Raw genomic sequence first — 26010 nt, forward strand, 5'->3', positions numbered from 1 at the left:
CGATTACTAAAACGATTGGAGACAAGAAATGGAACAAGACATTGTTCAGCGGGTCAAGAATGATCCGAATTACCACAAGCTGGTGAAGACCCGCTCGAGCTACGGCTGGAAGCTCACCTGGGCCGTCATGATCGCGTACTACGGCTTCACCGCGCTGAACGCCTTCGACAAGGAATTCATGGCCGCCAAGATCGGCGAGGGAGTCATGTCGCGCGGCGTGCCGCTCGGCCTGTTCGTGATCCTGTTTACCGTGGCGGTCACGGGCATCTACGTGCGCCGCGCGAACCGTGAATTCGACGCGCTGACGGAAGCCATCCACAAGAACGCCGCCGCTGGCAAGACCGCCAGCGCGAACGCTGCCCAGACCGAAGAGGTGCGTTGATGAACACCTTCCGTCTCGTTTCCGCCGCCGGCGCCCTGGCCTCCCTGGCCGTGGCCGGCAGCGCCCTCGCGGCGCCCGACCTGGGCGAAGCCACCAAGCAAGCCACCAACTGGACCGCGATCATGATGTTCGCCGCGTTCGTGGTGCTCACGCTGTTCATCACCAAGTGGGCCGCCAAGCGCACCCGCTCGGCCTCGGACTTCTACACGGCCGGCGGCGGCATCACCGGTTTCCAGAACGGCCTGGCGATCGCGGGCGACTTCATGTCGGCCGCCTCGTTCCTCGGCATTTCCGCCGCCGTGTTCATCAACGGCTTCGACGGCCTGATCTATGCGATCGGCTTCCTGGTCGGCTGGCCGGTACTCACGTTCCTGATGGCCGAGCGCCTGCGCAACCTGGGCCGCTTCACCTTCGCCGACGTGGCCGCTTACCGCTTCGCGCAAAAGCCGGTGCGCATGTTCGCCGCTTCCGGCACGCTGGTCGTGGTGCTGTTCTACCTGATCGCCCAGATGGTCGGTGCCGGCCAGCTGATCAAGCTGCTGTTCGGCCTGGACTACTGGATCGCCGTGGTGCTGGTGGGCGTGCTGATGATGGTCTACGTGCTGTTCGGCGGCATGACCGCCACGACCTGGGTGCAGATCATCAAGGCCGTGATGCTGCTGGGCGCGACGAGCTACATGGCGTTCGCCGTGCTGGCGATGTATGACTTCAGCCCCTCGCAGCTGTTCGGCAAGGCCGTGGAAGTGCACGCCAAGGGCGACGCGATCATGGGCCCGGGCGGCTTCATCAAGGACCCCATCTCCGGCATCTCGTTCGGCATGGCGCTCATGTTCGGCACCGCCGGCCTGCCGCACATCCTGATGCGCTTCTTCACCGTGCCGAGCGCCAAGGAAGCGCGCAAGTCGGTGCTGTGGGCCACCACCTGGATCGGCTACTTCTACGTGCTGGTGTTCGTGATCGGCTTCGGCGCGATCGTGCTGGTCGGTACCAACCCCGACTTCAAGGACGGCGCCGGCAAGCTGCTGGGCGGCGACAACATGGCGGCCGTGCACCTGGCGAAAGCCGTGGGCGGCGACATCTTCCTGGGCTTCATCTCGGCGGTGGCCTTCGCGACCATCCTGGCCGTGGTAGCCGGCCTGACGCTCTCCGGCGCCTCGGCCGTGTCGCACGACCTGTACGCCACCGTGGTCAAGAAGGGCAAGCCGGCGCCGGGCAGCGAGCTGCGCGTGTCGAAACTCACCACGATGGTGCTGGGCGTGATCGCCGTGCTGCTGGGTATCGTGTTCGAGAAGCAGAACGTGGCCTTCATGGTATCGCTGGCCTTTGCCATTGCCGCCTCGGCGAACTTCCCGGTGCTGTTCATGTCCGTCCTGTGGAGCAAGTGCACCACGCGCGGCGCCACCGTCGGCGGCTTCCTCGGCCTGATCACGGCCGTCACGCTGACCGTGCTGTCGAAATCCGTGTGGGTCGACGTGTTCCACAACGAAGCGGCGATCTTCCCGTACACCTCGCCGGCGCTGTTCTCGATGACCGCGGGCTTCCTGGGCATCTACATCGTGTCGCTGCTGGACAAGAGCAAGCGCGCCGCCATCGACCGCGCCGGCTTCGAGGCGCAGGAAGTGCGCTCGGAAACCGGTATCGGTGCCGCCGCCGCGTCGGCACACTGATCGACCAAGCTGGGCTTGACGGCCCGGGCGCGCGAGCGCCCGGGCCGTTTTCATTTATTCACCCATTCATGCGGCCAAGGCAACCTGCGCCGCTTCGCGCGTCGCCTCCATCGCCCGTAGGTAGGGGCCGGGACCGTAGCTGATGCGTGCGACGCCTGCCTCGGCCAGCGCGCGGTTGTCGGCCATGCCGGGCAAGATCATCACGTTCAGCGGCAACTCGATCGCCTCCGCCAGTTCGGCGATGACGGCCAGGTCGACCAGGCCGGGAACGAAGAACCCGGCGGCGCCCGCGTTGGCATAAGCCGCCGCACGCTGTTTCGCTTCGTCCAGGCCGTCGGCCGGGCGCAGCGCCGGGTCGAAGAACAGGTCCGTGCGGGCATTGATGAACAAGTCGATGCCGCGCGCGCTGGCCATGTCGCGGATCGCCGCGATGCGTTCGCACTGCGCATCGATGCCATACAGCCCGCTGCCGCCCACTACCCTGTCCTCGAAATTGATGCCGGTGATGCCGTGTTCGACGAAGCGGGCCACATTGCCGGCACAAGTTTGCGGATCGGCGCTGTAGCCGCCCTCCACATCGACGGTGACGGGCACGGCGACCGATCGGGCAATGCGGCCGACGACCTGCTCGACCAGCCCAAGGGGAATCGCTTCGCCATCCTCGTAGCCATGCGCCGCGGCGACGGCCCAGCTGCTGGTGCCGATCGCTTTCGCGCCTGCGCCGGCAATCGCCTTGGCGCTGCCGGCATCCCAGGCGTTATAGAGCTTCAGCGGGTCGCCCTTGCGGTGCAGGGAGGCGAAGTGGCGGGCGCGTTCTTGTTGCTGGTTCATGTGCAGGTCTCCTTCATCGCTGGGTTGGGAGACGCCATCATCACCCTGCCGCGCGCCGCGATCAATGACCGGGCATTGCGCATGGATATAACCTCGGAGGTTATGGAACGCCACTCGTCAATTGGTTAAGATTGCCGGATGGATAATGGACAAGTTTCGTACGACGGCGCCGGCGTAGGCGCGATGCTGCGCGAATGGCGCCTGGTGCGACGCCTGAGCCAGCTGGAGCTGGCCTTGCAGGCCGACGTCTCGGCGCGCCACCTAAGCTACGTGGAGAACGGCAAGTCGCAACCCAGCAGGGAGATGATCGTGCGGCTCGCCGAAGCGCTCGGCGTGCCGCTGCGCGAACGCAATGCCTTGTTCATCGCGGGCGGTTTCGCGCCCAAGTATCCCGAGAGCGGGCTCGATACGCCCAGGCTGGCGCAAATGCGCTACGCGGTGGAAGCGATACTCGCCCAGCAGGAGCCCTACCCCGCTTTCCTGTTGAACCGGCACTGGGACATCCTGATGGCCAACGACGCGGCCATGCGCATCAACCGCTTCGTGCTCGGAGGACGGGACAGCAAGCACGTGAACATGCTGCACCAGTTCTTCGACCCCGACGATTTGCGCGGCACGCTGGAGAACTGGGAGGAAATCGCCGGCCCGCTGCTGCGCCACCTGCACAACGAGGTGGCGGCATCCCGTTCGGACACCAAGGCTGCCACGCTGCTCGAGGAAGTGCTCGCCTATCCCGGCGTGCCGGCCCACTGGCGCCATCGCGAGCTGGGCACGGCTCCAGCGCCGGTGCTCACCACGTGCTTCAAGCGCGACGGCGTGCGGCTCGCCTTCTTCTCGACCATCACCACGTTCGGCACGCCACGCGACGTGACGCTGGACGAATTGCACATCGAGTCGTGTTTCCCGGTCGATGACGACACCGCGGCGTTTTGCCGCGGCCTGCAGACAAAGGGATGCTGCTAGTTTGACCTGGCGGTTGGCAGGTAGCGGAAGTGCCCGGTCACCGGGAAGGCAAACAGGATATCGTCCAGTTGCGCCCCCAGGCCGATGTTGTGGACGACCAGCGGCGTGCCGTTCCGCGATACCTGATCGGATACGATGCCGATGTGGTTCAACCCGCCTTGCAGGCGCCACGTGACGACATCGCCGGGAAGATAACTGGCCGGCTTGTCGCTGGGCTGGAGCACCGTGCCGTGCTGGCGGAAATAAGCGGCTAGGTTCGGCACGCGGCGGTGGTCGATATTGCGGTCGGTGGCTTTTTTCTCGGCCCGCATCTGCTCGTGTACCCGCTGTTGCAGGTCGATGCCGATGGCGCGGTAGGCGCGGATTATCACGTCCGTGCATACGCCGGTCTCCAAAGGCACGTCGCCGTTCGGGTAGGCGATGCGCTGGTAGCTGGGGTCGTAGCTGAGCGTCACGCCGATCTGGGCGCGGGCGGCTTGGACGAGGTCTTCGGCCGGGCCGGCGTGGGCTTGTAATGCGAGGGTGGCGGTGAGCAGCAGGGTGAACAGGCGGGGCATGGCGTCTCCTTCGGGGTGGCCATTGTAGCTTGCCTGATATGCAACTCCGCAGTTTCAAGGAAGCGCGGATGTTTCATGGTGGACTGACGCCAGAACAGCGTTTCGAACTACGCCAGCAGCACGCAGTGCCTGCCGAGCTGCACGCCTGGCTGCTAGCAACCCAAACGGGGTGTCGCTGCCGGCAGCGGCACGGCCAAGGCATCGACCATGCCCTGAAGCGCTGGGCCGCGCTGAAACGCTACGCCGACTCCGGCATCCAGCCGATAGAGAATAATCCAATCGAAAACGCCATCATTCCCATCGCAATCGGCAAGAAGAACTGGCTTTTCGCCGGCACGGCACGCGCAGGCCGCCCCGCCGCGGCTATCCAGAGCTTGTTGGCCACTGCCAAGCTAAACGGGCTTGATCCTGCCCGCTGGCTTGCCGATACCCTGGAACGACTGCCAACTTGCCCGAATAGCAGGATCGATTCGCTGCTGCCGTTTGGCAACTCTACCGAGGATTGAATCGCGGTGGAAGGTGGTGTCGCTGGACGCTTACGTCGAATACCGATAGCAAAGTGGTACTCACCGCCATCGGCGGCACACTTCTCAAAGCCAGCGGGCCAGAGCGTGTCATCAGTGGCGGCAGCCGCTGACCCAACGTTCGTTCTTCTTCTCCGCAACGACGCAAGTGTACTCACTGCCGAGCTGTTCCTTACAGAGTCGTTAACGCAAACTCGACGCTTTGGAAAAGAAAGCTCTTCCAGCAGATGCGTCGCGAAGTTTCATCGGGCCTCATGCATGGCTTCGTGCCGATTCCTGAGCGACGCGCGGATTTCTATTTGTGAAAAAGGTACAGTCTTTATCTCTTGACCACTCGGCTCTTGCGCCACTCTAGACTGAAGGCTTGACTGAGGACTATACGTAGAGAAAAAATCTTTAAGGTCTTTTGCAAATTCTGCCATTTTACTCATCACACGAGATCAGTGAGCTAGCGATTAGTTCCACTACTTGAGCATTTACGGCGTTTCCCAGAGCCTCAAATGCCTTAATAGGGCTGTCAGGCAATTTCGATAAAACATCTAGGCTTTGAAGGCGAGCACATTCTTTCGGCGTCATATATCGTCGCTCCCATCCAATAATTGGGACCTGAGTATCTGTCATTGCTACTAAGCCAGGTGCTTTATTTCTTTTCTTAACCCGAAGCCCCGAGGCCCTGAACTGCAGGACATAGCTCCAAATATTCTTCTCACCACCTTTTGCGTTCCACTCTAGCTTTTGAAGACTCGACGGAAATTTTAGAATCTTCGCTTTCCAACCATCAATAACCTCCTTATGCTTAGAGTAAAATTGACGGTTTTGTCGAATGTAATTCTTTTTCCATTCTGGAAATTGCAGTTGTTCAGTACGGGCATGACTTGGCAATGCATTCCACCGTGCCTCTAAGCCACGCAAACGACCTAGAGCTCTACCATGGCTCCCGCAGAACCCTAGTAGGCCTTTCTCTCCAAGCGATAAAACTCTAGCGTGCGGGGTCTCATTCTCGAAGGGATAGCTAGCTCCCCATTCCATAGACCACAAGGGAAAAGATGGTAATTCGCAGTTTTTAGGGAGAAGCTTAATAAATTCGTCCCAAACGTCGATACATTCGATTACTTGAGATGACAACGGTTTAGCGTCAAGCGGAAATTTGTCTAGAACAGATTCTATGGATGTCGGGCCATGGCACGCTTCAGGCCAGCGAAACGACTCAAGTGATTGCGTAGATCCCACAATATAGACACGCTCACGCGTCTGAGGAATCCCGAAATGATGAGGCGATAGTTTTTCAGCAAGAATATTGTAGCCTAATCCATTCAGTTGCTCCTGAATTTCCCTCCATGTTTTTCCTTCATTATGATGCAAAAGATTCGGCACATTTTCGAGGATAAAATACTTCGGCTTTTTTATGCTTAAAATTTTTACTACGTCAAAAAAAAGCGCCCCCTGCTTGGTACAAGAGAACCCTAGTTGCTCCCCGGCTTTTGAAAAAGGCTGACATGGAAATCCAGCTGCCAATACGTCATGCGTCGGGATTGAATTAACATCAATCTTAGACACATCGCCGAAAGGCTTTAATCCATGATTATAATGGTACAATTCACTTAAATGCGTTTTCCACTCTGAAGCTAAAACACACACTCCTCCAAGCCTGCTTAGGGCGACGTGAAATCCTCCAAGCCCGGCAAATAGATCAATAAATCTAAATTTTCCAAAAGCCTTTTGGTCATTTCCAATTCCACAATATCTCATTATATTGCCTTTTATACTTCACCGAGGAAAATTACTAAACATCTGCTCTCGGCAGGGCACGTACACGCGGAGTAATCCAAGCCAACAAATCGTCACGCAACTCGTTATCTAAATTTTGAAGAGCGCGCCCAGCAGTTGGTATTATCAACCTATAACGATCCATAAACAGGCCATCCACCTTTGTCGCTTTTGCACGGAATTCATCTGCATTCGTGAATGCATAAGGAATTGCGAACGCCTTCAATGGCTGCGAATTAAAGTTCACGATCTTACGCCATACTGTAAAATCGGGTGTATGTCGTTTCTCCTCCCAATTCTTCCCGCTGGCGCACTGCATCATTATCACAGGAAACGACGCATGATTATCACTGAACGAGCAAAACGCCAAGATATCCAGTCCAAGCTCGTTAGCATACTCAGTTACATGTAAGTGAATATCACCGTTCGCTACTTCATTTAAGTCAGAAAGAATACTACCGACGGCTTCCTTTAGTTTCAATGGATTATCAGGCGCCCAACCAACTCTTTTAACAGTCCAGTTCGGAAACGATTTTGACAGCGAAGCAAAAGCCAGTCTTTCGAATAGACTTCCTTGCCCAGTGAAGTCATACCCCAGTGCTCTAGCTGATTGTGGATACAAGTAGCTCAAACAGGATAAGATAAGGCAAAACGCATACGCAGGAAATGTCTCCCAGTCGTTGACTCTCGTTATCCGGTGACCTGTGATTTTGAATTGGAGATCCGCCCCTGGAAATATCAGCCGCTGACGAAGTACAGCCCAGGCTATGTCTACCACTTCCGACGCAAATCCTTGGGATGCGTAGACCTCGTTTTCCACCAAAATATCAATTACATCGCTTTTCGACAACTCATTATCATCGAACAATACGCTAGCTTCTATCCAATCACAAAGTATTCCAATATCAACGTTGTGCTTTGATACAGAATAGGACATCCCTTCTTCAGGCAAACCTAACATTACTCCTCCAGGTCGGCTTTTAACTCCCTTTTAATTTCAGGGAATATGCTGACCAGTTGCAGGACATCTTCTTTCAACCTGCGAACCGCCTTTTGCAAGAGCTTCGAGTTACGATGAAGATGGGCTTCCTGCAATGAAAGTTGAACATTATCATCCGCTTGATTTACATACGCAATGAGATTATCTTCACCCAGCCCGGACTTTCTATAGGCCATCTCGAAGCGAGGATTTTCTGTCCTCTCCAAATATGCAACGGCCTCATCGCTTTCCAATATCTTTCCGAAATCGTCAACGTTTCGGGAATCAGTGAAGAGGGGAGGGTGTTTATTAGTTCCGAAAAGCCACTTCGCAAAATTAGCTAGATTATCAAGGTGTTCATCCGGAACGGGATACTCAGCTTCGCCAGGCTCAGCCATTGCGTTTATGTGCAAATACTTTTTAGCGCCGGAGGTACGCAGAGTTAGATAAAGCACGCTGAATTTTTCCTCCACGAGATTTACGTCTATCTCTTCAGCATTATCCATCTGGAGCAATAGTCTGTATGATATATAATGCTGCCGCACAGTCGGAGCCTTACTGCCGATTTTCTTTCTAACATCCTCATAGGACATCCCGTCCTCGTCGATCAGCTTCGCGATATATTGAGCTTTCTCAGCAGGATTCCATTCTTTAATTCCGGTTACGTGCCGAAATCCCAGATACGCGGCGACGTCCTTACGCGATCCAACCTCGATATATGGAATGTTTTGAAAGAATTCATCTGGAATCTCTTCACCCGATAACGCGCTGCGCACTTTCGAAGGAGCAGATTCACCCTGCAGAACCCTGAGCATAAACTTCACAGCCGCGAGTCGTCGGTTTCCCTCAACTACGACCAAACTTGACTTGCCGTAAAGCTCCTCCTTAACAACAATCACAGCCTCTTGTGGCCAAAAGCCACTCTCAGCAAATGAAGTAACTAACTCCTCAAGTGTCCAATCCTTCATCAGATCCAGTACGACGTCCTGCTTGGTTTTTTCCGATGCTACTCGTCTGCCAAGCCGAGGATTTGTTGGATCAAGCATTAGCTCATCAACATGAGCATACTTAATTTCTGGAGGTTTGAACATTTATCGTCCTATATTGAGCTAGATGGGTAATACTAGTGGCATGTAGACAACCGGGCTTCTTTCATCGCAGGATACCCCGTGCCATGATATCAAATGCCGGCAACCGTTGACGACCAAACGATGCGGTTGATTGCAAAATGCAAAGGCTGAGTAAGCCACTTCTGATGTTACCATTTAGCCACGCATGAGCATGATATTGGTAGGCCTCCCCGGAGTCGAACCGGGCACCAACGGATTATGAGTCCGCTGCTCTAACCAGGCATGAGCTAGAGGCCCTGAGGTAGTACGGTCGCGCTTGCGAATGCGTAGCGCGGAAGTGCCGGAGCCGATGCACCCTGCCCTGGCACGGGTTCGTTGAGCAAACGACTACAAAACGAACTCGGCAGAATAGGGCCTGCACCGGCTCCCGTCAAGACTTTGTTGATGACAAAACAGTCACCGGCAAGCCGCCGGTGACTGGACAGTCGGGGTCAATTCCCCTCGAGGAAGCTCTTCAGCTTGTCCGACCGAGACGGATGCCGCAGCTTGCGCAGCGCCTTCGCTTCGATCTGGCGGATGCGTTCGCGCGTCACGTCGAACTGCTTGCCCACCTCTTCCAGCGTGTGGTCGGTCGACATTTCGATACCGAAGCGCATGCGCAGCACCTTCGCTTCGCGCGGGGTCAGCGAATCGAGCACGTCCTTCACCACGCCGCGCATGGAGGCGTGCAGGGCCGCATCCGATGGCGCGAGGGTGTTGTTGTCCTCGATGAAGTCGCCCAGGTGGGAATCGTCGTCGTCGCCGATCGGCGTCTCCATCGAAATCGGTTCCTTGGCGATCTTCATGATCTTGCGGATCTTATCTTCCGGCATCTCCATCTTGATCGCCAGGGTCGCCGGATCGGGTTCGGCACCTGTTTCCTGCAAGATCTGGCGGCTGATCCGGTTCATCTTGTTGATCGTTTCGATCATGTGCACCGGGATGCGGATCGTGCGCGCCTGGTCGGCGATCGAGCGGGTGATGGCCTGGCGGATCCACCACGTGGCGTACGTGGAGAATTTGTAGCCGCGGCGGTACTCGAACTTGTCCACCGCCTTCATCAGGCCGATATTGCCTTCCTGGATCAGGTCCAGGAATTGCAGGCCGCGGTTCGTGTACTTCTTGGCGATCGAGATCACGAGACGCAGGTTCGCTTCCGTCATCTCGCGCTTGGCCTTGCGCGCCTTCATTTCGCCGGCCGCCATCTGGCGGTTGATGTTGCGCAGGTCCGGCAGCGGCAGCACCACGCGGGCTTGCAGGTCGATCAGCCGTTGCTGCAATTCCTTGATCGTGGGAATGTTACGGCCCAGGATGGCGCTGTACGCGTGGCCGGCGGCCACTTCGCCGTCGACCCATTCCAGGTTCGTCTCATTGCCCGGGAAGACCTTGATGAAGTGGGCGCGCGGCATGCCGCACTTGTTCACCGCCACGTCCAGGATCTGCTTCTCGATGTGGCGCACTTCGTCGACCTGGCCGCGCAGCGTGTCGCACAGCTTTTCGACGACCTTGGCGGTGAAGCGAATGCCCAGCAGTTCGTTCGAGATCGCATCCTGCGCCTTCACGTAGGACTTCGAGTTGTAGCCTTCCTTCTCGAAGGCCTTGCGCATCTTGTCGAACTGGTTGGCGATCTCGTCGAACTTGGCCAGGGCATTGTTCTTCATCGCCTCGAGCTGTTCGGCCGAATAGCCGGCCGCCGCGCCGGACGGGCTTGCTTCTTCCTCTTCTTCCTCTTCCTCTTCCTCTTCTTCCTCCTCGTCCTCGTCGTCCTCGGACGGGGTGACGGGCGGCGGTGCGCTTGCTGCCGTTTCCTCTTCCTCGTCGACGAGGCCGTCGACGATCTCGTCGATCTTGGTCTCGTCGTTGCGGATGCGATCGGCGGTGGCGATGATCTCGGCGATCGTGACCGGGCAGGCGGAGATGGCCTGGATCATGTCCTTCAGGCCGTCTTCGATGCGTTTCGCGATCTCGATTTCACCCTCGCGCGTCAGCAGCTCGACGGAACCCATCTCGCGCATGTACATGCGCACCGGGTCGGTCGTGCGGCCGAAGTCGGAGTCGACGGTGGACAGCGCGGCCTCGGCCGCGGCTTCCGCCTCGTCGTCGCTGGTGACCGTTGCAACGTTATCGGACAGCAGCAGCGTTTCGGCATCGGGCGCGTGCTCGTACACGGCAATGCCCATGTCGTTGAACGTGCCGATGATGCCTTCGATCGCTTCCGGGTCGACGATATTGTCCGGCAGGTGGTCGTTGATCTCGGCATAGGTGAGGAAGCCGCGTTCCTTGCCGAACTTGATCAGCGTTTTCAGCTTCTGGCGGCGGCGCTCCAGCTCTTCCTCGGTCGCTTCCGTATCCGACGAGAACGCGTCTTTCAGCAGCGCCTTTTCCTTGGCCTTGCGGTCCTTGGCTTTCGCCTTGTCCACGGCCTTCAGTTCGGCGCGCTCGACGGCATTCAGCGCGGCGACTTCGTCGTTCTCGGGCTGGAATTCCTTTGGCTTGCGACCGCGGCGGCCCGGTACCTTGACGGACGGGAGCACGTAGCCGGACGTGTCGATGGCGGCAAGGGTTGCCGCATCGGTAGTCTGACTCACCGCCGGCGGCGCCGCGGGCGCGCGCGGATCCGCGCTCGTCTCGGCTTTGTCTGCCGTCTTGGCTGCGCGGGCGGTCACTTTGCTGGGCTTTGCAGCCGCTTTGGTTTCAGGTTTCTTTGCTGGCACAGGCGCTTTCGATGTCACAACGACTAGCTTACGGGTTAGGATGATGCCGTAATCCCCGGAGCCCTTTCAGCAACCAACACTGCGGGACTCCTCCATCCGGCACTGCTACAAAACTTCCTTGCTCATTCCCGGCGACAGTCCTGACGCTGCCGGCGGCCACTCGCGCACGAAACTTATCGAATGGCTATGTTTGGCAGAAATTCTACTGTATGACCACGCGTGGGGGCTAGGGGCGCGAACGGTGTGAGGGAGCGGGCTGTTTCGCCTGTTCGGCGCCAAGATACGCGACAAGAAACTCGCGCCGTCCCAACCAAGTCTTGCCCCGCCTCCGGCCTCGTGCTTTCACACTTTATTGCGCGCCGGCGATGAGCCCAACCTACTGAAAACAAACACAAATTCTGAACTGAAGAACCTTGCCAAGGTATTGAAATACTTAGCGTTTTATTATAGCACGCCACTTTTTGAATACCAGACGCGCGCCCCTGGCGCAGCGCGGCCGGCCCGTTTCGCGAACGGCGGCAATTACCGGTTCGCCAGCACGGACTGTTCTTCGCGAGATAACATTTGCAACCTTTCGTTAATCTCGCGATAGCGCACGCCCAATTCCTCGGGCGGCAGGCCGGAGGAAAACAGCTGGTTCAACTCCGCCTTCAGTACATCCTGCTTCAGCTGGCGCACCGTGGCGATCAGCCAGAGCCGCTCCGCCTCGATATCCCATTCGTCGGCGGCGGCAATTTCACTGATCAGCGCATCATAGCCGGAGCCCTCTTCCTTCAATTGCTGGGCCAGCGCGGCAAACGTGGCGCCTTCGCCAAAACCCTGGGCGGTCTGCACCAGATGCACCAGGTGCTCGCTCTGCTCCGGCCCGAACTGGCGGAACGCTTCCAAAGCCGCTTCGTCCAGTTCCAGCGCCAGCGACGGGTAGGCGATGAGGCAGCGGATGATCTTCAGCTCCAGCCCCACGGGCTCCTGCCGTTTGCTCTTGGGCGGCGCCTTGCGGCTCGCCGCCACCGGCTTGGACAGCTCGAACAGCGCCTCGATCTCGCCGGGCGTGCTCTGCGTCATCGCCGCCAGGCCGCGCACGATCTGCAACCGCAATGCGGACGGCGCCATGGCCTGCAGCATCGGCTTCGCGTCGAACTGCACGCGGGCACGGCCTTCCGGCTCGTCCAGGTCGTGCTCGCCCTGCGCTTCGCGCAACAGGAACTGCGACAGCGGCATCGCCTCGTGCACCTGCTGCTCGAAGGCCGGCGCGCCGTATTCCCGGATATAACTGTCGGGATCGTGCTCGGACGGCAAGAACAGGAACTTGATCGTCTTGTCGTCGGCCGCGTACGGCAGGCAAGCTTCCAGTGCGCGCCGGGCCGCCTTGCGGCCGGCCCGGTCGCCGTCGAAACTGAAGACCACGTTGTCGGTCTGGCGCAACAGCTTTTGCACGTGGATCGGCGTACAGGCGGTTCCCAAGGTGGCCACCGCCTGCGGAAAGCCCATCTGGGCCAGCGCCACCACATCCATATAGCCCTCGGTCACCAGCACATAGCCCGCGTCGCGAATCGCCTGGCGTGCCTCGAACAGGCCATACAGTTCCGAACCCTTTGAAAATAAAGGCGTTTCGGGAGAATTCAAGTACTTTGGCTCGCCCTGCTCCATGATTCGCCCGCCAAAGGCAATCACCTGCCCTTTGGTATTGCGTATCGGGAACATCACGCGTTCGCGGAAGCGGTCGTAGCGCTTGATGTGGCGGCCTTCCTCGTCGACCTTGTCGATGACGAGGCCGGCTTCGGCCAGCACGGGCGCATCGTATTGCGGGAACACGGCGCGCAGGTTGTCCCAGCCCTCGGGCGCATAGCCGAGCGCGAAGCGGGCGGCAATCTCGCCCGTCAGGCCGCGGCCCTTCAGGTAGGCGATCGCGGCCGGCGCCTTGCGCAGCTGGGCTTTATAAAAGTCGGCGGCCTGGGTCATCGCGTCGGACAGCGCCAGGCTTTGCGCCTGCATCTGCGCGCGCTGGGCCGGCGGGATCTTGTCGTCCTGCTCCGGCACCACCATGCCCACGCTCTGGGCCAGGTCCTTCACGGCATCGACGAAGCCCATGCCGGAATATTCGATCAGGAAACCGATCGCCGTGCCGTGCGCCTGGCAGCCGAAGCAGTGATAGAACTGCTTGGTGGGGCTGACGGTGAAGCTCGGCGATTTTTCGTTATGGAACGGGCACAGGCCCTGGTAATTGGCGCCACCCTTTTTCAGCTGTACGTAGCGCCCCACCACGTCCACGATGTCGACGCGGTTCAGCAAGTCGGAGATGAAGGATTGTGGAATCACTGTGGCAACCGCGGTTCTTCCATGTTGTTACGGATCAGGCTATAACGCCGCGCCGGGCTGGAATTTGATCGGCCTCAATGCGCGGCGGCAGGCAAGCTCAGGCACCAATCAGGCGCCCGTGAGGGCCTTCTTGACGAGGCCGGATACCACGGTCATGTCGGCACGGCCGGCCAGCTTCGGCTTCAGGATAGCCATGACCTTGCCCATGTCCTGCGGGCCGGCGGCACCGGACTCGGCCACGGCGGCCTTCACTTCGGCGGCGATCTCGTCATCCGACAGGCCGGCCGGCATGTAGGCGGACAGCACGGCCAGTTCGGCCTTCTCGATGTCGGCCAGGTCGGCCCGGCCGCCCGCTTCGAATTGCGTGATCGAATCCTTGCGCTGCTTGATCATCTTCTCGACAACGGCCACGACCTGCGTATCGTTCAGCTCGATCTGCTCGTCCACTTCCTTGCGCTTGATCTCGGCCAGCAGCAGGCGGATCGTGGCCAGCTTGCCGGCCTCCTTGGCGCGCATGGCGGTTTTCATGTCATCGGAAATCTGGGCTTTCAGGCTCATGGGGTCCTCGAAAATGGTGCGGTAAAGACGAAAAACCCGCTGCGGACGATGCCGGAGCGGGCGGACGCGACACGCGGACCGGAGGCGAATGCGCCGTCGACGGCCCGGTCAGTGCAGCGAGAATTAGTACAGCTTCTTCGGCAGTTGCTGGCTGCGGATGCGCTTGTAGTGACGCTTCACGGCAGCGGCCAGCTTGCGCTTGCGCTCTGCGGTCGGCTTTTCGTAGAACTCGCGTGCGCGCAGTTCGGTCAGCAGGCCGGTTTTTTCAATGGTGCGCTTGAAGCGGCGCATGGCAACTTCGAACGGCTCGTTTTCTTTAAGGCGGATAGTGGTCATGTAAAAATTCAAACCGTTAGAGGGTTTTTAGGAAGACAGCGATAATAGCAGCATTTGTCCAGACAGACAAGAGGCTTCGTGCCTACCCGCTAACATCCGAACAGAGTGAAACCGGCGCGCAACAGCGCTGCCGGGTCACGAATGATATCAGACTGCCAGCCCCGCGGCCACCCCGGAAGCCCAGGCCCACTGGAAGTTGTAGCCTCCCAGCCACCCGGTCACGTCGACGCTTTCGCCAATGAAATACAGGCCGGGCACCCCGTTGACCATCATCGTCTGCTGCGACAGTTCCTTCGTGTCGACGCCGCCGCGCGTGACCTCGGCCTTGCGGTACCCTTCCGAGCCGTTCGGCGTGATGGTCCACCCGTTGATGGCCTGGCCGAGCCGGCGCAACTGGGCGTCGGGCATGTCCGCCAGCCGCGCATCGGCATGGAAACCGTGCGCCTGCAGCAGGCCTTCGGCCAGCCGGGCAGGCAGCCATTGCGCCAGCACATTGCCCAGGTGCTTCTTGATCGTGCCCTTCCCTTCGATCAGCGTGGCGGCCACGTCCAGCTCCGGCAGCAGGTTGATGGTGATCGGCGTGCCGGGTTGCCAGAAGCTGGAAATCTGCAGGATCGCCGGGCCGGACAGGCCGCGGTGCGTGAACAGCAGGTCCTCGCGAAAGCGCGCGCCGGTAGCCTTGCGGCCCTTCAGCGTGCCGGTCTCCACATCGACTTCCAGCGACACGCCGGCCAGCGGCACGAACGGTTGCCATTGCTGGGCATCGAAGGTGAGCGGCACCAGCGCCGGGCGGGGCTCGATCAGGCCCAAGCCGAACTGCTTCGCGATCCGGTAGCCGAAATCGGTGGCGCCGATCTTCGGGATCGACAGGCCGCCGGTGGCGATCACGACGGACTCGGCGATGAAGGTGCCTGCTTGCGTCTGGACATGGAATTGCTCCCCTTCCTTCGCCACCCCTTGCACGCTGGTCGGCATGCGCCAGCGCACGTTGCCGGCGTCGCATTCGGCCTTCAGCATGTCGATGATGCGCTCGGCCGAATCGTCGCAGAACAGCTGGCCCTTGTGCTTTTCATGCCAGGCGATGCGGTATTTCTTCACCAGCGCGAGGAAATCCTGCGGCGTGTAGCGCGACAGTGCGCTCTTCACGAAATGCGGGTTCTCGGACAGGAAGTTCGCTGGCCCGGCGTTGATATTGGTGAAATTGCAGCGCCCGCCGCCGGAGATGCGGATCTTCTCGGCCAGCTTTTCGGCATGGTCGACGAGCACGACACGCCTGCCGCGCTGGCCGGCCGCCGCGGCGCACATCATCCCGGCCGCGCCCGCGCCAATTACCACTACGTCAAACCGTTCCGCCATCGCATCCGCCTGCCAGTCAAACCGGGCATTGTACTTCAGCCGTGGCGGGTGCGCAGTTCGCGGGCGACGGTGACGATGTGCCCGACCTGCTGGGCGATCGGGTCGGGGACCGGCACGTCGCCGCGCAGCACCGACTGGATCCAGGCGGCGGTGGCGGCGGCGCTCTTGTCTTCGGGCAGCGCGGGTTCGGCCTCGGCGATCATCTGGCGCTCCACGAGCACGGTGCGCTCGCCGTCGTGGAACCAGTCGATCTTCTGCGCCTTGTTGGCGTTGGCCACCGTTTCCCCCTCGGTGCCGCGCATCAGGAAGGCGTCGCCGCGCGCACGGGGGGCCGCCGTGGTGAAGTATTCGCCCAGCGTTTCCAGGTATTCCGGGTGCGTGTACGACACGAGCCGCAAGGCAGGGCCGGCGAACGGTTGCAGGATCTTGACGATCGTGTGCGTGGAGTTGCGCACGCCGAGGATGCGCCGCAGCGACAGTTGATGGGCCAGCTTGGGCGCCAGCGTGTCGATGGTGATGAAACCGACATGGCCATCAGCCAGCGCCCGCTCCGCGTCCGCGGCGGTGACTGCGGCGCCAATGCCCAGTTCGGCCAGCACCTCGGCGGTGGCGACGCGGCCCACGTCGTGCGGCACGCCGTGCACCAGCACGGGCACGCCCTCGCGCGCCAGCAGCAGCGCGAGCAAGGCCGTCAGATTGGCCATCTTGCGCGCGCCGTTATACGTGGGAATCAGCACGGGCGCGTAGGGGCCGGCGGGCGCCTGCAAGGGCGCGAACGAGGCTTCGGCCGCATCGAGGAACCCGGCCAGCTCGTCCACGGACTCGCCCTTGATGCGCATCGCCAGCAGGATGCCGCCCAGTTCCAGGTCGGAGACGCGGCCGTCCAGCATCGCTTGATACAGGGTGAAGGCGTCGGTGCGGCTCATGCTGCGGGCGCCTTTGACGCCGCGGCCGATTTCCTTGATGAACGGCGCGGCCGCGAATGGAGACGATTCGGGTGGGATTGTGTTTTCGATACTCATGGAAACAGCTTACCGCATTTCGGCTACACTAATCGACTACCCATCGAAAGATGAAGCAGACAGAGCCCTACGCAGGGAAGCCAAATGAATGAAGCCATGATTGCCCCCGATCTCGAAAACATCAACGTTACCTCGTTCGCGCCCATGCCCACGCCGGCCGAACTGCATGCGAAACTGCCGCTGACGGAGAAAGCGTCCGCCACCGTCACCAAGGGCCGCGAAGACTTGCGCAATATCCTCGACCGCAAGGACAAGCGCCTGTTCGTCGTGGTCGGCCCGTGCTCGATCCACGATCCTGTTGCCGGCCTGGACTATGCGCGCCGCCTGAAGGCGCTGCAGGAAGAGGTGAAGGACACGATGCTGCTCGTGATGCGGGTGTATTTCGAGAAGCCGCGTACGACCACCGGCTGGAAGGGCTATATCAACGACCCGTTCATGGATGACTCGTTCCGCGTGGACATCGGCATGGAAAAGGCGCGCCAGTTTCTGCTGGACGTGTGCGAACTGGGCCTGCCGACGGCGACCGAGGCGCTGGACCCAATCTCGCCGCAATACCTGGGCGACCTGATCGCCTGGACGGCGATCGGCGCGCGCACCACGGAATCGCAGACGCATCGCGAAATGTCGTCCGGCCTGTCGACGCCGGTCGGCTTCAAGAATGGCACCGACGGCGATATCGGCATCGCCATCAACGCGATCCTGTCGGCCGCCAATCCGCACGCCTTCCTGGGCATCAATGGCGAAGGCAATGTGGCCGTCGTGCGCACGCGCGGCAATGCCTACGGCCACGTGGTGCTGCGCGGCGGCGATGGCCGGCCGAACTACGATTCCGTGTCGGTGACGATCGCCGAACAGGCGCTTGCCAAGGCCAAGCTGCCGACCAATATCGTGGTGGACTGCTCGCACGCGAACAGCTACAAGAAGCCGGAGCTGCAACCGCTGGTGATGACGGACGTGATCAACCAGATCGTCCACGGCAACCGTTCGCTGGTGGGCGTGATGATCGAGTCGAACATCTGCGCCGGCAACCAGAAGATCCCGGCCGACCTCTCCGAGCTCAAGTACGGCTGCTCGGTGACGGACGCGTGCATCGACTGGGATACCACGGTGCAGATGCTCAAGCAGGCCGACGCGGAACTGCGCGGCCGCCCCTGACGCTATAGATACGTGCCGACCAGCGGCGCCACGCCATAGGTGCCGGCCAACGCCGCTTCGGCGCGGCTGGCCGGCGCGTTCAGCTCCAGCAGGTCGAGGTAGACCTTGCCGTCCTCTACCTTGACGGCATAGCGCCGCGTGCATCCCTGCTCGGGCGCCACGGCACAGCCCGTCTCCAGCGCGATATTCCACTGATGCCGCGGGCACTGCACATGCTCGCCCGACACGAGGCCCGGCGACAGCGGCCCGCCCTGGTGCGGGCAACTGTCCAGCAATGCGAAGATGCGATCGTCCACGGTGCGGAACACCGCCACGCCGGGCAACTCCTGCCACGCCAGGCCGCGCGGCACGTGATGCGCGCCTCCCGGCGGAATATCCTTGACCTTGCAAACCATTTTCCAGTGCTCGGGCATTGCCTCTCCTCCCACGGCTTCTTGCCGCAACACGGGAGAAGTAGCAAGAGCAATGCCATCGCCAGGACAATAAAGCTCACCGCCGCGGCACGCGGCCGCACTGCCGCGGTGCGGGAGCGCCCCGCGCTGTGGCGCAAGTGCCACTACGGCCGAGGCCGTGTCCCCCTGGTGGTGGAGCAGGGGTTTCGCAGAGCACTGCTCTGCGCCGGCGGAACGGTGCAGCCATGCAAGGCTGCACTCCCTCCAGGCACCGTGAGACACAAGCTCATGTGTTGCGCAATGGCTGACCTCTTCAATATCAATCGCTTACGTTGCAAACATTGTTGAGTCCGTGTCTTCGGTGCCTGGCACCGAGAGACACGGACTCATCCGCCAAAGGCCGGCTGAAACGCTTGCCGCTTTCCATTACAATGGCGGATTGCCCTTCAATATCAGCTGTTTACCATGATCGTTCTCGGCGTCGAATCTTCCTGTGACGAAACCGGCCTGGCCCTGTATGACACGCGCCGCGGCCTGCTGTCGCATGCGCTGCACTCGCAGGTGGCGATGCACGAGGAATATGGCGGCGTGGTACCGGAGCTGGCCTCGCGCGACCATATCCGCCGCGCCATCCCGCTTCTCCAGCAGACGCTGCAAGGAGCCGGCATTGCCGCGGCCGACGTCGATGCCATCGCCTACACGCAGGGCCCGGGCCTGGCCGGCGCGCTGCTGGTCGGCTCGTCGATCGCGTGCAGCCTGGGGCTGGCGCTGGACAAGCCCGTGCTCGGCATCCACCACCTGGAAGGCCACCTGCTCTCGCCGCTGCTGGCGTCCGACCCGCCCGAGTTTCCCTTCGTCGCCCTGCTGGTGTCCGGCGGCCATACGCAGCTGATGCGCGTCGATGGCGTCGGCCAGTATGAACTGCTGGGCGAGACGCTGGACGATGCGGCCGGCGAAGCCTTCGACAAGTCGGCCAAGCTGCTGGGCCTGGGTTACCCGGGCGGCCCGGCCATTTCGCGGCTGGCCGAATTCGGCGACCCGGCCGCGTACAAGCTGCCGCGGCCCATGCTGCACTCGAAGGACTTGAATTTCAGCTTTTCCGGGCTGAAGACGGCCGTGCTGACCGTGGTGAAGAACCAGGGCGCGGCCAATGTGTGCGAACAGGACAAGGCCAACATCGCACGCGGCTTCGTGGACGCGATCGTGGACGTGCTGGTGGCCAAGTGCGTGGCCGCCCTGAAGCAGACCGGGCTGAAGCGCCTGGTCATTGCCGGCGGCGTGGGCGCGAACAGCCAGCTGCGCGCCGCGTTGAACGCGGCGGCGGCGAAGAAGCGTTTCCGTGTGTACTACCCCGAGCTGGAGTTCTGCACCGATAACGGCGCGATGATTGCCTTTGCCGGCGCCATGCGACTGTCGATCAATCCCGGCGCCGCCCGGCGCGAGTATGCGTTCAATGTGCGCCCGCGCTGGCCGCTGGATGAATTACGGGTGATCTGAAACGAGGATGGTGGGCAGGACGGCGGCTCAAGCGCCGAGCAGGACTGCCGCCAACCCCACCAGGGCCAGCAGCCCGCCGGCCGCGACGACGCCGGTTTTCGCGTGTTTCTTGCGCATATCCTCCATGCGCTCGGCGCGCGCCGGCTTGGATGACTCGCGCTCGTGCTCGCGTTCTCGTGGCGCGGGCTTGGCTGGGGAAACCGATTCGCTCATGATGCACTCCTGTGGGGATTTGTCTATACGAGACAATGTAGCAGCAATTGGCGTGCCATGGCCACGATTTTGAAACGGTCGTGGTCGCATTGACAATGGCCGAGTCTGCTTCCGCGTATCCTTAATGCATCTCCTGCGGCAGCGCTTCGCCGCACGCCTTGCAGAACCGCGCACCGGCTTCATGACCGGGCGCATGGCAACGGGTGCAGACACGCCCGGTGAGCGCCCGCATGCCGCGCTGGTGCGTGATCTCCGAACTGATGATCCCGGTCGGCACGGCCAGGATGCCCCAGCCCAGCAGCATCATGAACGAGGCGATCGCGCGGCCGATATCCGTCTTCGGCACCAGGTCGCCGAAGCCGACCGTGGTCACGGTGGCGATGGCCCAGTACACCGCGGTCGGGATGCTCGTGAAGCCGTGCTGCGGCCCTTCGACCACGTACATTACCGTGCCCAGCAGGAACACGATCATGAACACGACGGACAGGAAGATCAGGATCTTGCGGCGGCTGGCCAGCAGCGCATTGCCCAGCATGCCATATTCCTGGATGTACTGCGTCAGCTTCAGGATGCGGAAGATGCGCAGCAGCCGCAGGATCCGCACATCCAGCAGCACGTGCGAGCCGGGAATGAACAGCGAAACATAGCTGGGCACCACCGACATCAGGTCGATGATGCCGAAAAAGCTGCGCGCATAACGGTCGGGCCGCCGCACGCACAGGAGCCGGCCGATGTATTCGACCGTGAACAGGAAGGTGAAGATCCATTCCGAAATGAACAGCCAGTGGCCGTAGGACTTCGCGACGGACTCGATCGATGTCAGCACCACCGTGACGACCGACAGCACGATGGCACCGATCAGCACCAGGTCGAAGATCTGCCCCTTGCGCGTATGCGATTCGAAGATGACTTCGTACAGTTCCTCGCGCCAGCCGCCCTCGGGCTTGCCGAAGCGCTGGTTCGGGTCGGCCGATTGCTCGGGCGGCGCGGGAGCCTTGGACGGACGGACGTTCATGGGGCGTTCAGTGTAGCGCGAGCCCCAGCAGGTCGGCGCGCGGATACGCCCAGCGCGGCACATTGCCGCAGGGTTCACGGCTGGCCGCGGCAATGTCCATCGTCGTGAAATTGCCGCGCGGGGTGGCGGAGAAGCGCAGGTCGCTGGCCACCTCGGCATCGACCGCCGGCATGCGCGCAAAGCGCAGCCAGGCGTTCACATGGCAATCGGTCTTCGCCAGCGTGCGCAGCGTGGCGAGGTTGCCCTGCCATTCGGAAGCCAGGCCGACGCCGGTGGACGCCGTGGCGCGGTCCGCCGGATCGAGGAACGCCGCCGGGCATTGCCCGAGCACGCCCGGCGCCAGGTTCAGCGAGCCGCGCCGCAGCCGGTAGCTGCCCTGCGTGGCGTTTTCCTCGACGGCCACGAAGGACCAGCACAGCGGCTGGGCCGGGAATGCCGTCATCGCCACGTCCAGCACGCGCGAAGCCGGGTCGATGGCGTGCAAGGCCGCTTCGACCCGCGCCCGGCCAAGCGACGACGCGCCTCCCTGCACCGCGATGAAGCCCACGCACACCAGCGCGGACAGCGCCAGCGCGCGCCGGCTCTGCGTGCGCGTGATGCGCAGCGCCGCGATCACGCCGCCGATGGCCAGCAGGCCGGCCAGCGACAGCGGGTCCAGGTAACCGCGCCAGGTGACGAACGCGAGGAAGATGCCCAGCGCGGCCACGGCCAGCCAGCGCAGGAAGGGCCGCGGAATCGCCAGCGCCAGCGGCACGCCGAAGGCGACCCAGAACACGGGTTCGACGATGAACACCAGGTCGCCGTAGAACCAGCGCGGATCGAAGGGCGCGAGCGGGTGGATGCCGTAGGAATTCAGGAAATCCATCGACATGTGCAGCAGGAAACCGAGCACGATCGCCAGGCCCAGGCCGAGCCGGGCGTGGCGGCTCTCCTTCAGCAGCCGGCGCGCATTCGGCCACAGCAGCCACAGGGCCGCCAGCAGCAGCAAGGCTTGCGGCAGCGCGTACAGCAGCGTGTGGGTATGGCCGCGGTGATGCAGCAGGTAACCCAGCGGCGCCGGCAGCAGGTCCGTCAGCACCAGGTCCAGGTCGGGGAAGTTGCTGGCCGCCGCGCAGGCCGTCAGCAGCAGGCGGTGGCGGGTACCCTGCCGCGCCGCGTCGGGCTCGGCCGGCAGCGAACGCTGGACCAGTTCGCCGACGCCGAGGCCGACGAAGGTATGGGTAACGTTATCCACTCAATCAGCACTCAATCGGCACTCAGCGGCTGACCTCGACCCCATGCCAGAAGGCGATGCGGCCCTCGATCGACTTGGCCGCTTCCTTGGCGGCCGGGTAGTACCAGGCGGCGTTGCGGTTCACCTGGCCATCCACTTCCACGTCGTAATAGCTGGCCACGCCCTTCCACGGGCACAGCGTGGTGTGGCTACTGTCCTTCAGGTATTCGCGTTTCACGCGCTCCGGCGGAAAATACACGTTCTGTTCGACGATCTCCACCTCGTCGGGGGCTGCCTCGGCGATCACGGCGCCGTTCCAGATGGCTTTCGGCATGGCTGTTCTCCTGGTGTCTGAATCCGATTGGGATATTACGGTCGTTTGCATGGCGCCGCTTCCCACGTGCAGGCGGCAAGCGGCCACCGTTTGGTGACGCGGCAGTGTAGCGCAAAAGGCATGCCTTGCAATACCCGCAAAGGCGCCGGCAAAGGTGGCTTGACGGCTACTTGCCTTCCAGGATCTGCCGCAACGCGCCCTCGAATACGTCCGGCGGCTGGCCGCCGGAAATCAGGTGGCGCTGGTTGACCACGATGGCCGGCACCGAGCGCACCCCGGCCTGCTGCCAGTACTGCTCCAGCATGCGCACTTCGTCCGCATACCGGTCCGATTCCAGCACGTCCCGGGCGGCCTCGCGGTCCAGGCCGGCTTTCTCGGCCGCGCGCAGCAGCACTTCGTGCGAGCTCGGGTCTTCGCCGTTCGTGAAATAGGCTTCGAACAGCGCGTGCTTCAATTCCCGCTGGCGGTCCTCTTCCTCGGCCCAGTGCAGCAGGCGGTGGGCGTCGAAGGTGTTGTAGATGCGACTGCGCTTGTCCATCGCGAACGTGAAGCCGACCGCGGCGCCGCGCTGGCGGATCATCTCGCGCGATTGTTCCTGCTGTTCGGGCGTGCTGCCGTATTTTTCGGTGATGTGTTCGGTGATGTCCTGCCCTTCCTTGCCCATGTTCGGGTTCAGTTCAAAGGGCTGGAAGTGGAATTCGACGTCGGCTTCGGGAATGCGCGCAAGCGCCGTTTCCAGCGACTTCAGCCCGACGGCGCACCACGGGCAGGAAACGTCGGAAACGAAATCGATGCGCAGCGGCTGGGTGGGTGTGGTCATGGCGGCCTTTCGAGTGCGGCCGCCGGCGGCGGCCCGTCGCGGGATGATGAGGGCCGCTGTCGAAATTACAAGTTACTTTTTCTTCGCCGCGGCAGCGGCCTTGCTCTTGCTGCCGATCCGGCTTTCCTTGCCGGCCATCAGGTTGCCGATGTTCCTGGCGTGGCGCCATATGAGCAGGCCGCACATCACCACCACGGCGAACAGCTGGGGTTCCACCCCGAACAGCAGGCCATAGTAGAACGGCGCGAACACGGAGGCGACCAGGGCCGCCAGCGACGAGTAGCGAAACGCATAGGCAACGATCAGCCAGGTCGCCAGCGTGGCCAGGCCGAGCCAGATGTCCAGCGCCAGCAGCACGCCCGCCGCGGTGGCCACGCCCTTGCCGCCCTCGAAGCGGAAAAACACCGGCCACAGGTGGCCGACGAAGACGGCCAGCGCCACGATGGCGATGGTGCCATCGCCGATGCCGAGCTGCTTCTGGAAATGGATCGTCAGCCAGACCGCCAGCCAGCCCTTGAAGGCATCGCCGATCAGTGTCCAGACGGCGGCCCCCTTGTTTCCGCTGCGCAGCACGTTGGTGGCACCCGGGTTGCCTGAGCCGTAGGTGCGCGGGTCCGACAGGCCATAGGCCTTGCTCACGACAACGGCAAAAGAAATCGAGCCGATCAGGTAGGCGGCAATCGCCAGCAGGATGGTAGTCATTTCCCCAAGTATTCCTAGTTTATTTTGACATTCGGTTCAGCGGGCGCCGACTATACCGCAAGCGCCCCTCAGTCGGCCAGTGCGCAGTTGACAGGCCTGGCGCCCAGCACGTCGGTCAGCACGCGCGGCGCGATGCCGACCAGGAAGCCGCGGCGGCCGCCATTGATATAAATCGTTTCCAGGCCCAGGATCGATTCCTCCACGTACACCGGCATCGGCTTCTTCGTGCCGAACGGCGAGGTGCCGCCCACCATGTAGCCCGAGTGGCGCTGCGCCACCTCGGGCTTGCACGGCTCGACCGACTTGCAGCCGATGTTGCGGGCCAAATTTTTCGTGGAGACCTTGCGATCCCCGTGCATCAGCACAATCAATGGTTTGGCGGCTTCGTCCTGCATCACGAGGGTCTTGACCACGTGGTGCTCGTCGACGCCCAGTTCGCGCGAGGAAACCGACGTGCCGCCATGTTCCTCGTATTCATATGGATGTTCGGTGAACTGCACCTTGTGCCGCTTGAGCAGCGCGGTGGCCGGGGTCTCTGAAATGTGCTCTTTCTTGGCCATGCCGTGTTACGATCGTTGTGAAAAGGAGTTTCTCATTATGCAGGAAGAAATTCGCTTTGCCACCTTCAACGTCTGCAACCTCGCCCCGCCCGGCGCGAAATTGTACGACAACCTCGAGCCCCTCACGCCCGAGGCCTATGATGCCAAGGCGAACTGGATTGCGCAGCAACTCGACCAACTCGATGCCGACGTGATCGGCTTCCAGGAAATCTTCTCGCAGGCGGCATTGCGCGATGTGCTGTCGCGCACGCGCAAGTACCGCGAAGCGCTGCACGCCGGCTTCGACCCCGACCCGCGCGCCACGCGCCTTACGCCGAACGTCGCCATCGTGTCGCGGCTGCCGCTTGCCGGTGCCCCGGCCGTCTACGCCCACTTCCCCGAAGACGTGCCCTGCGATTCCGGCAACCCCGATTCCGACCGTTTCGCCCGCGCGCCGCTGCACGTGAAGGTGGTGCTGCCCGGCGAACGCATCGTGGACGTGGTGGTGGTGCACCTGAAATCGCGCCGCCCCGATTACCGCGCCGGCGACAGCGGAGAGGACCCCCTGCATTACGCGATGGCGAGCCTGCGCTCGCTCGTGTGGCGCGGCACCGAGGCCGTGGCGCTGCGCGTGCTGCTGTCGAAGATGATGCGCGAGGCGCGCCGGCCCTGCGTGGTGCTCGGCGACTTCAACGACACGGCGGACGCCGTTACCACCACGATCGTGCTCGGCACGGGCAGCACCCGCAGTATCGCGAACGGCGCCAACGGCATCACCGAGGAACGCCGCGGTCGGCTGTATGACAGCAACCAGATCCAGCTGCGCCAGGACCACCTGCGCCACGTGGGCTACACCAGCATCCACGAGGGGCATTATTCGACGATCGACCACGTGCTCGTGTCGGAGGAATTCAACCGCAACTCGCCGCGCGCGATCGGCGAGGTGATCGACGTGAGTTATTTCAACGACCACCTGCGGCTGGAGCGGCCGGAAGCTTCCGACCACGGGCAGGTGCTGGTGCGCATGCGCCTGTTCTGATCGGCAG

The 26010-nt window shown here is 61.7% G+C and carries 26 protein-coding genes and 1 tRNA gene; 7 read left to right on the forward strand and 20 right to left on the reverse strand.

Annotated features, from left to right (window positions below; translation table 11 throughout):
* Positions 1 to 28 precede the first annotated feature (28 nt).
* Together V6Z91_RS03350 and V6Z91_RS03355 are read left to right on the forward strand one after the other, a co-directional pair.
* A complete protein-coding gene (locus V6Z91_RS03350) occupies positions 29 to 382 on the forward strand; it encodes a DUF485 domain-containing protein (protein WP_338766659.1) in 354 nt (117 codons plus the stop codon).
* Positions 382 to 2049: a cation acetate symporter gene (locus tag V6Z91_RS03355; RefSeq protein ID WP_338766661.1), complete on the forward strand. Its 1668-nt coding sequence runs from the start codon at positions 382 to 384 to the stop codon at positions 2047 to 2049. Before V6Z91_RS03350 ends, V6Z91_RS03355 begins: the two co-directional genes overlap by 1 nt.
* A gap of 66 nt (positions 2050 to 2115) precedes the next feature.
* On the opposite strand, the gene V6Z91_RS03360 is transcribed toward V6Z91_RS03355, so the two are convergent.
* Positions 2116 to 2880, reverse strand: a complete 765-nt coding sequence (locus V6Z91_RS03360) for an isocitrate lyase/phosphoenolpyruvate mutase family protein (RefSeq protein ID WP_338766664.1) — start codon at positions 2878 to 2880, stop codon at positions 2116 to 2118.
* Positions 2881 to 3018: 138 nt separating this feature from the next.
* Here V6Z91_RS03360 and V6Z91_RS03365 point away from each other — a divergent pair, with 138 nt between their 5' ends.
* Entirely contained in the window at positions 3019 to 3843 is an 825-nt protein-coding gene (locus tag V6Z91_RS03365; protein ID WP_338766667.1) for a helix-turn-helix transcriptional regulator, read from the forward strand.
* Here V6Z91_RS03365 and V6Z91_RS03370 read toward each other — a convergent pair.
* Positions 3840 to 4400, reverse strand: coding sequence for a DUF1287 domain-containing protein (locus tag V6Z91_RS03370; protein ID WP_338766669.1), 561 nt, complete (start codon positions 4398 to 4400; stop codon positions 3840 to 3842). The genes V6Z91_RS03365 and V6Z91_RS03370 overlap by 4 nt on opposite strands.
* 38 nt (positions 4401 to 4438) lie before the next feature.
* Between V6Z91_RS03370 and V6Z91_RS03375 the strand changes: the two genes are divergently transcribed.
* Positions 4439 to 4906, forward strand: coding sequence for a transposase (locus tag V6Z91_RS03375; protein WP_338766671.1), 468 nt, complete (start codon positions 4439 to 4441; stop codon positions 4904 to 4906).
* Between the two features lie 441 nt (positions 4907 to 5347).
* Here the strand turns inward: V6Z91_RS03375 and dcm are convergent, their stop codons facing one another.
* The 10 genes from dcm to ybiB form a co-directional block, all read right to left on the reverse strand.
* Positions 5348 to 6673, reverse strand: a complete 1326-nt coding sequence (dcm, locus tag V6Z91_RS03380; RefSeq protein WP_338766673.1) for a DNA (cytosine-5-)-methyltransferase — start codon at positions 6671 to 6673, stop codon at positions 5348 to 5350.
* Positions 6674 to 6707: 34 nt separating this feature from the next.
* Positions 6708 to 7652, reverse strand: coding sequence for a hypothetical protein (locus V6Z91_RS03385; RefSeq protein ID WP_338766675.1), 945 nt, complete (start codon positions 7650 to 7652; stop codon positions 6708 to 6710).
* Positions 7652 to 8761, reverse strand: a complete 1110-nt coding sequence (locus V6Z91_RS03390; protein ID WP_338766676.1) for a hypothetical protein — start codon at positions 8759 to 8761, stop codon at positions 7652 to 7654. Before V6Z91_RS03390 ends, V6Z91_RS03385 begins: the two co-directional genes overlap by 1 nt.
* Positions 8762 to 8958: 197 nt before the next feature.
* Positions 8959 to 9037 (reverse strand) — tRNA-Ile (locus V6Z91_RS03395).
* Positions 9038 to 9231: 194 nt separating this feature from the next.
* Entirely contained in the window at positions 9232 to 11493 is a 2262-nt protein-coding gene (gene rpoD / locus V6Z91_RS03400; protein WP_338766677.1) for an RNA polymerase sigma factor RpoD, read from the reverse strand.
* A 522-nt stretch (positions 11494 to 12015) separates the two neighbouring features.
* The gene (gene dnaG / locus V6Z91_RS03405; protein WP_338766680.1) at positions 12016 to 13812 is read right to left on the reverse strand and encodes a DNA primase; all 1797 of its coding nucleotides are present in this window, start codon (positions 13810 to 13812) and stop codon (positions 12016 to 12018) included.
* Positions 13813 to 13920: 108 nt separating this feature from the next.
* Positions 13921 to 14370 carry a GatB/YqeY domain-containing protein gene (locus V6Z91_RS03410; protein ID WP_338766683.1) on the reverse strand — a complete coding sequence of 150 codons (450 nt, stop codon included), beginning with the start codon at positions 14368 to 14370 and terminating at the stop codon, positions 13921 to 13923.
* A gap of 123 nt (positions 14371 to 14493) precedes the next feature.
* Positions 14494 to 14706 carry a 30S ribosomal protein S21 gene (gene rpsU, locus V6Z91_RS03415; RefSeq protein ID WP_005665410.1) on the reverse strand — a complete coding sequence of 71 codons (213 nt, stop codon included), beginning with the start codon at positions 14704 to 14706 and terminating at the stop codon, positions 14494 to 14496.
* Between the two features lie 147 nt (positions 14707 to 14853).
* Complete coding sequence (locus V6Z91_RS03420; RefSeq protein ID WP_338766686.1) at positions 14854 to 16062, reverse strand: NAD(P)/FAD-dependent oxidoreductase; 1209 nt, start codon at positions 16060 to 16062, stop codon at positions 14854 to 14856.
* A gap of 35 nt (positions 16063 to 16097) precedes the next feature.
* The gene (ybiB, locus tag V6Z91_RS03425; protein WP_338766689.1) at positions 16098 to 17084 is read right to left on the reverse strand and encodes a DNA-binding protein YbiB; all 987 of its coding nucleotides are present in this window, start codon (positions 17082 to 17084) and stop codon (positions 16098 to 16100) included.
* 96 nt (positions 17085 to 17180) lie between these two features.
* Here ybiB and V6Z91_RS03430 point away from each other — a divergent pair, with 96 nt between their 5' ends.
* On the forward strand, positions 17181 to 18239 hold the full coding sequence (locus V6Z91_RS03430; RefSeq protein WP_338771708.1) for a 3-deoxy-7-phosphoheptulonate synthase: 1059 nt from the start codon (positions 17181 to 17183) through the stop codon (positions 18237 to 18239).
* Positions 18240 to 18241: 2 nt separating this feature from the next.
* On the opposite strand, the gene nirD is transcribed toward V6Z91_RS03430, so the two are convergent.
* Positions 18242 to 18652, reverse strand: coding sequence for a nitrite reductase small subunit NirD (nirD, locus tag V6Z91_RS03435; protein ID WP_338766692.1), 411 nt, complete (start codon positions 18650 to 18652; stop codon positions 18242 to 18244).
* Between the two features lie 444 nt (positions 18653 to 19096).
* On the opposite strand from nirD, the gene tsaD reads away from it, so the two are divergent.
* Complete coding sequence (tsaD, locus tag V6Z91_RS03440; RefSeq protein ID WP_338766694.1) at positions 19097 to 20128, forward strand: tRNA (adenosine(37)-N6)-threonylcarbamoyltransferase complex transferase subunit TsaD; 1032 nt, start codon at positions 19097 to 19099, stop codon at positions 20126 to 20128.
* Positions 20129 to 20155: 27 nt separating this feature from the next.
* On the opposite strand, the gene V6Z91_RS03445 is transcribed toward tsaD, so the two are convergent.
* The 7 genes from V6Z91_RS03445 to ybaK form a co-directional block, all read right to left on the reverse strand.
* A complete protein-coding gene (locus V6Z91_RS03445; protein ID WP_338766696.1) occupies positions 20156 to 20341 on the reverse strand; it encodes a hypothetical protein in 186 nt (61 codons plus the stop codon).
* A 121-nt stretch (positions 20342 to 20462) separates the two neighbouring features.
* A complete protein-coding gene (locus V6Z91_RS03450; protein WP_338766699.1) occupies positions 20463 to 21356 on the reverse strand; it encodes an ion transporter in 894 nt (297 codons plus the stop codon).
* A gap of 7 nt (positions 21357 to 21363) precedes the next feature.
* Positions 21364 to 22590 carry a metal-dependent hydrolase gene (locus V6Z91_RS03455; RefSeq protein WP_338766701.1) on the reverse strand — a complete coding sequence of 409 codons (1227 nt, stop codon included), beginning with the start codon at positions 22588 to 22590 and terminating at the stop codon, positions 21364 to 21366.
* 22 nt (positions 22591 to 22612) lie between these two features.
* Complete coding sequence (locus tag V6Z91_RS03460; protein WP_338766703.1) at positions 22613 to 22903, reverse strand: DUF427 domain-containing protein; 291 nt, start codon at positions 22901 to 22903, stop codon at positions 22613 to 22615.
* Between the two features lie 166 nt (positions 22904 to 23069).
* Entirely contained in the window at positions 23070 to 23723 is a 654-nt protein-coding gene (locus tag V6Z91_RS03465) for a DsbA family oxidoreductase (protein WP_338766706.1), read from the reverse strand.
* 72 nt (positions 23724 to 23795) lie between these two features.
* On the reverse strand, positions 23796 to 24425 hold the full coding sequence (gene plsY, locus V6Z91_RS03470; protein ID WP_338766708.1) for a glycerol-3-phosphate 1-O-acyltransferase PlsY: 630 nt from the start codon (positions 24423 to 24425) through the stop codon (positions 23796 to 23798).
* A gap of 68 nt (positions 24426 to 24493) precedes the next feature.
* Entirely contained in the window at positions 24494 to 24985 is a 492-nt protein-coding gene (gene ybaK, locus V6Z91_RS03475; RefSeq protein ID WP_338766711.1) for a Cys-tRNA(Pro) deacylase, read from the reverse strand.
* Positions 24986 to 25022: 37 nt separating this feature from the next.
* Between ybaK and V6Z91_RS03480 the strand changes: the two genes are divergently transcribed.
* Entirely contained in the window at positions 25023 to 26003 is a 981-nt protein-coding gene (locus V6Z91_RS03480; RefSeq protein ID WP_338766713.1) for an endonuclease/exonuclease/phosphatase family protein, read from the forward strand.
* The last annotated feature ends 7 nt before the right edge of the window (positions 26004 to 26010 follow it).

It is taken from the genome of Massilia sp. METH4, assembly GCF_037094685.1.
In the GTDB taxonomy this organism is placed as follows: domain Bacteria; phylum Pseudomonadota; class Gammaproteobacteria; order Burkholderiales; family Burkholderiaceae_D; genus Rugamonas.